This window comes from Rhodopseudomonas sp. (assembly GCF_048594845.1).
Lineage (GTDB): Bacteria > Pseudomonadota > Alphaproteobacteria > Rhizobiales > Xanthobacteraceae > Rhodopseudomonas.
The window spans coordinates 1-4,356 of the sequence record NZ_JBMDXE010000157.1; the positions used below are offsets into that span (position 1 = coordinate 1).

Here is a 4,356-nt window from a genome sequence, read left to right on the forward strand (position 1 = left end):
ATCTCGCTGATGCCCGCGCAGCGCGCCAACCCGGGCGCCCAGATTGGCTACACCATCGCCGACACGCTGCCGCCGCGGGATTCCGGCCGCATGGCCGCGCTGTCCGCAAAACAGGTGATCGTGCTGTAGGTGCGCGAGGCCGAGCGCGATCGGCAGTACAGCGAATTCAAGGACCGCATCGGCGAGATCGTCAACGGCGTGGTCAAGCGCGTCGAATATGGCAGCGTGATCGTCGATCTCGGTCGCGGCGAAGCCATCGTGCGGCGTGACGAGATGCTGCCGCGCGAATCCTTCCGCAACGGCGACCGCGTCCGCGCCTATATCTTCGACGTCCGCCGCGAGACCCGCGGGCCGCAGATTTTCCTGTCGCGCACCCATCCGCAGTTCATGGCCAAGCTGTTCGCGCAGGAAGTTCCGGAAATCTACGACGGCATCGTCGAGATCAAGGCGGTGGCCCGCGATCCGGGCTCGCGCGCCAAGATCGGCGTTGTCTCGCGCGACTCGTCGGTCGATCCGGTCGGCGCCTGCGTCGGCATGCGCGGTTCGCGCGTGCAGGCGGTGGTGAACGAGCTGCAGGGCGAGAAGATCGACATCATTCCGTGGTCGCCGGACATCGCCACCTTCGTGGTGAACGCGCTGGCGCCGGCCGAAGTCTCGAAGGTCGTGATCGACGAAGATCGCGAGCGCATCGAGGTTGTGGTTCCGGATACCAATAACCAACTATCCCTCGCGATCGGCCGCCGCGGCCAGAACGTGCGTCTGGCCTCGCAGCTCACCGGCTGGGACATCGACATTCTTACCGAGGCCGAGGAATCCGAGCGCCGTCAGGCCGATTTCGAGAATTCGACCCGGGTGTTCATGGAAGCGCTGAACGTCGACGAAGTGGTCGGCCAGCTGCTTGCCTCCGAAGGTTTCACCTCGGTCGAGGAACTGGCGATGGTCGACAGCCGCGAGCTGGCGTCGATCGAAGGTTTCGACGAAGAGACCGCCGAGGAACTCCAGACGCGTGCGCGCGAATATCTCGACCGTGTCGAGTCGGAGATGGAAGCGCGGCGGCTCGAGCTCGGCGTCGAGGACGCCCTCAAGGACGTGCCGGGCGTCACCTCGAAGATGCTGGTCAAGTTCGGCGAGGGCGACGTCAAGACGGTCGAAGACCTTGCCGGCTGCGCGACCGACGATCTGGTCGGCTGGACCGAACGCAAGGAAGGCGCCGAGCCGGTGAAGTACGCCGGCATTCTCGACGGCGTCGAAATCTCGCGTGAGGACGCCGAGCATCTGATCATGCAGGCCCGCGTCAAGGCCGGCTGGATCACCGAGGAAGAACTCGCCAAGACCACCGGCGAGGACGCGGAAACCGAGGCCGAGGCGGAGTGAGCCGCCATGCCGCGCGATCCGAACCGATGCGTTTGAAGTGATGAAAGGCTTGCCGACCGAATGCTTGCTGCCGCCGATGATGCTGCAGATCTCGACGCGGGACCGCGGACCGGAAAGTCCGCGACCGAGCGGATGTGCGCGGTCACGCGGCAGGTTCGGCCGACATCCGAACTGATCCGGTTCGTGGTCGCGCCCACCGGCGAGGTGGTGGCCGACCTGAAACGGAAATTGCCGGGCCGCGGCCTGTGGGTCACGGCGTCCCGGGAGATGGTCGAGCAGGCGGTGCGCCGCCGGGTGTTCGCCAAAGGTTTTAAACGCGACGTCAAGGTTTCGCCGACGCTGGCTCAGGATATCGAGCGGCTGCTGGTGCAGTCGGTCTGCGACGCGCTGGCGATCGCCGCCAAGGCGCGTCAGGTGGTCTCGGGCTTCGGCAAGGTGGAATCTGCGCTGAAGAGCCGCGAAGCGGTGGCGATGCTGCACGCCGCCGACGGCGCCGCCGATGGAATCCGCAAGCTCGGCGCGGTTTCTCGTCAATTCGACGAGGACGCACCCGGTTCGCGGAAATTTCCCGTCCTCAACGTGCTCACGTCCGAACAATTGGATTTGGCATTGGGGCGGTCAAATGTGATACATGCTGCACTGCTTGCAGGCCCGGCCGGACAAACATTCCTGTCGCGCTGCCAGATTCTGGTCCGATACCGGCTGGCGGATGACGGCAATGCCAATGCGGCTATTGCGGGTGCGGCTGTGGCGGGAACGACGATCAACACGCCGAAAGACGCTGCTGACGACGCCGCTGACGTAAAAGCTGCTGACGAAGTTCGTGCGAATGCGCACGACGTTGAAGGATTGGGACGACTGAATGGTTGATACGAAAACTCCTGGCGACAAGACTCTGACGATGCCGACCAAGACCTTGACGCTCAAGCCGCGCGTCGAGCAGGGGGTCGTGCGCCAGAGCTTCAGCCACGGCCGTAGCAAGCAGGTGGTGGTCGAAAAGCGGGGCAAGCGACGCATCGGCGACGGCGCGCCCGAACCGGCGGCGCCCGAAGTCGCCAAGAAGCCCGCGCCGGCCGCGCCCGCGGCTCCGCCCCCGCCGCGTCAGCAGCCGCGTCCGTCGCCGCAGCAGCAGGCGCGTAGCGGCATGGTGCTGCGCACCCTGACCGAGGACGAGCGCAGCGCCCGCGCCACCGCGCTGGCCGACGCCCGCGTCCGCGAGATCGAGGAGCGCAAGCAGGCCGAGATCGAAGCGGTCCGCCGCGCCGAGCAGGAAAAGATCGAAAAGGCCGAGCGCGAAGCCGCCGAAGCCCGCCGCAAGGCCGAGGAAGAGCGTCACCGCCAGGAAGAAGAAACCAAGCGCAAGGCCGAGACCGAGGCCAAGAAGCGCTTCGGCGAGAGCGAGCCGGCGCGGAAGCCGGCCGACAAGCCCGGCGCCTCCAAGCAGCGCGGCCGCCTGACCCTGGTCACCGCGCTCAATGCCGACGACGTCCGCGAGCGCTCGATCGCCTCGTTCCGCCGCCGCACCCAGCGCCTCAAGGGCCACGCCTCGAACGAGCCGAAAGAAAAGCTGGTGCGTGAAGTCGTCGTTCCGGAAGCCATCTCGATCCAGGAACTCGCCAACCGCATGTCGGAGCGAGCCGTGGACGTCATCCGCATGCTGATGAAGCAAGGCGCGATGCACAAGATCAACGACGTCATCGACGCCGACACCGCGCAGCTGATCGCCGAAGAACTCGGCCACACCGTCAAGCGCGTCGCCGCGTCCGACGTGGAAGAGGGCCTGTTCGACGTCGTCGACGATTCGACCGACACCGAGCCGCGCTCCCCGGTCGTGACCGTGATGGGCCACGTCGACCACGGCAAGACCTCGCTGCTCGACGCGCTGCGCAAGGCCAACGTGGTGTCGGGCGAAGCCGGCGGCATCACCCAGCACATCGGCGCCTATCAGGTGACCTCGCCGGAGACCGGCACCAAGATCACCTTCATCGACACGCCCGGCCACGCCGCGTTCACCGCGATGCGCGCCCGCGGCGCCAAGGTCACCGACATCGTCATCCTGGTGGTGGCGGCCGACGACGGCGTGATGCCGCAGACCATCGAGGCGATCAATCACGCCAAGGCGGCCGGCGTTCCGATCATCGTGGCGATCAACAAGATCGACAAGCCGGATGCGCGCCCCGAGCGGGTCCGCACCGAGTTGCTGCAGCACAACGTCCAGGTCGAATCGATGGGCGGCGACGTCGTCGACGTCGAAGTCTCGGCCAAGAACAAGACCAATCTCGACAAGCTGCTCGAGATGATCGCGCTGCAGGCCGAACTGCTCGATCTCAAGACCAACACCACCCGCCCGGCCGAGGGCACCGTGATCGAAGCCAAGCTCGATCGCGGCCGCGGTCCGGTCGCCACCGTGCTGGTCCAGCGCGGCACCCTCAAGGTCGGCGACATCATCGTGGCCGGCGCCGAAATGGGCCGCGTCCGCGCGCTGATTTCGGATATCGGTGAAACCGTGCAGGAAGCCGGCCCGTCGGTGCCGGTCGAAGTGCTCGGCTTCAATGGTCCGCCGGAAGCCGGCGATCGTCTCGCCGTGGTCGAGAGCGAAGCCCGCGCCCGCGAAGTCACCTCCTATCGCGCCCATCAGAAGCGCGAGAAGGCGGCGTCTGCGGTCGGCATGCGCGGTTCGCTCGAGCAGATGATGAGCCAGCTCAAGACCTCGGGCCGCAAGGACTTCCCGCTGATCGTCAAGGCGGACGTGCAGGGCTCGCTGGAAGCGATCCTCGGCTCGCTGGAGAAGCTCGGCACCGACGAAGTCGCCGCGCGCATCCTGCACGCCGGCGTCGGCGGCATCAGCGAGAGCGACGTCACGCTGGCCGAAGGCTTCAACGCCGTCATCCTCGGCTTCTCGGTGCGCGCCAACAAGGAGGCCGCTGCGGCCGCCAAGCGCAACGGCATCGAGATCCGCTACTACAACATCATCTACGATCT

At 66.4% G+C, this 4,356-nt stretch carries 2 protein-coding genes and 1 pseudogene; all 3 read left to right on the forward strand.

Annotated elements, in window-relative coordinates; translation table 11 throughout:
- A pseudogene (gene nusA / locus ACOJTD_RS09605) lies at positions 1 to 1,374 on the forward strand (transcription termination factor NusA); the annotation flags it as partial.
- 60 nt (positions 1,375 to 1,434) lie between these two features.
- On the forward strand, positions 1,435 to 2,244 hold the full coding sequence (locus ACOJTD_RS09610; protein ID WP_420132696.1) for an RNA-binding protein: 810 nt from the start codon (positions 1,435 to 1,437) through the stop codon (positions 2,242 to 2,244).
- On the forward strand, positions 2,237 to 4,356 hold a 2,120-nt coding region (gene infB, locus ACOJTD_RS09615), incomplete at its 3' end, for a translation initiation factor IF-2 (protein ID WP_420132697.1). The genes ACOJTD_RS09610 and infB, both read left to right, overlap by 8 nt.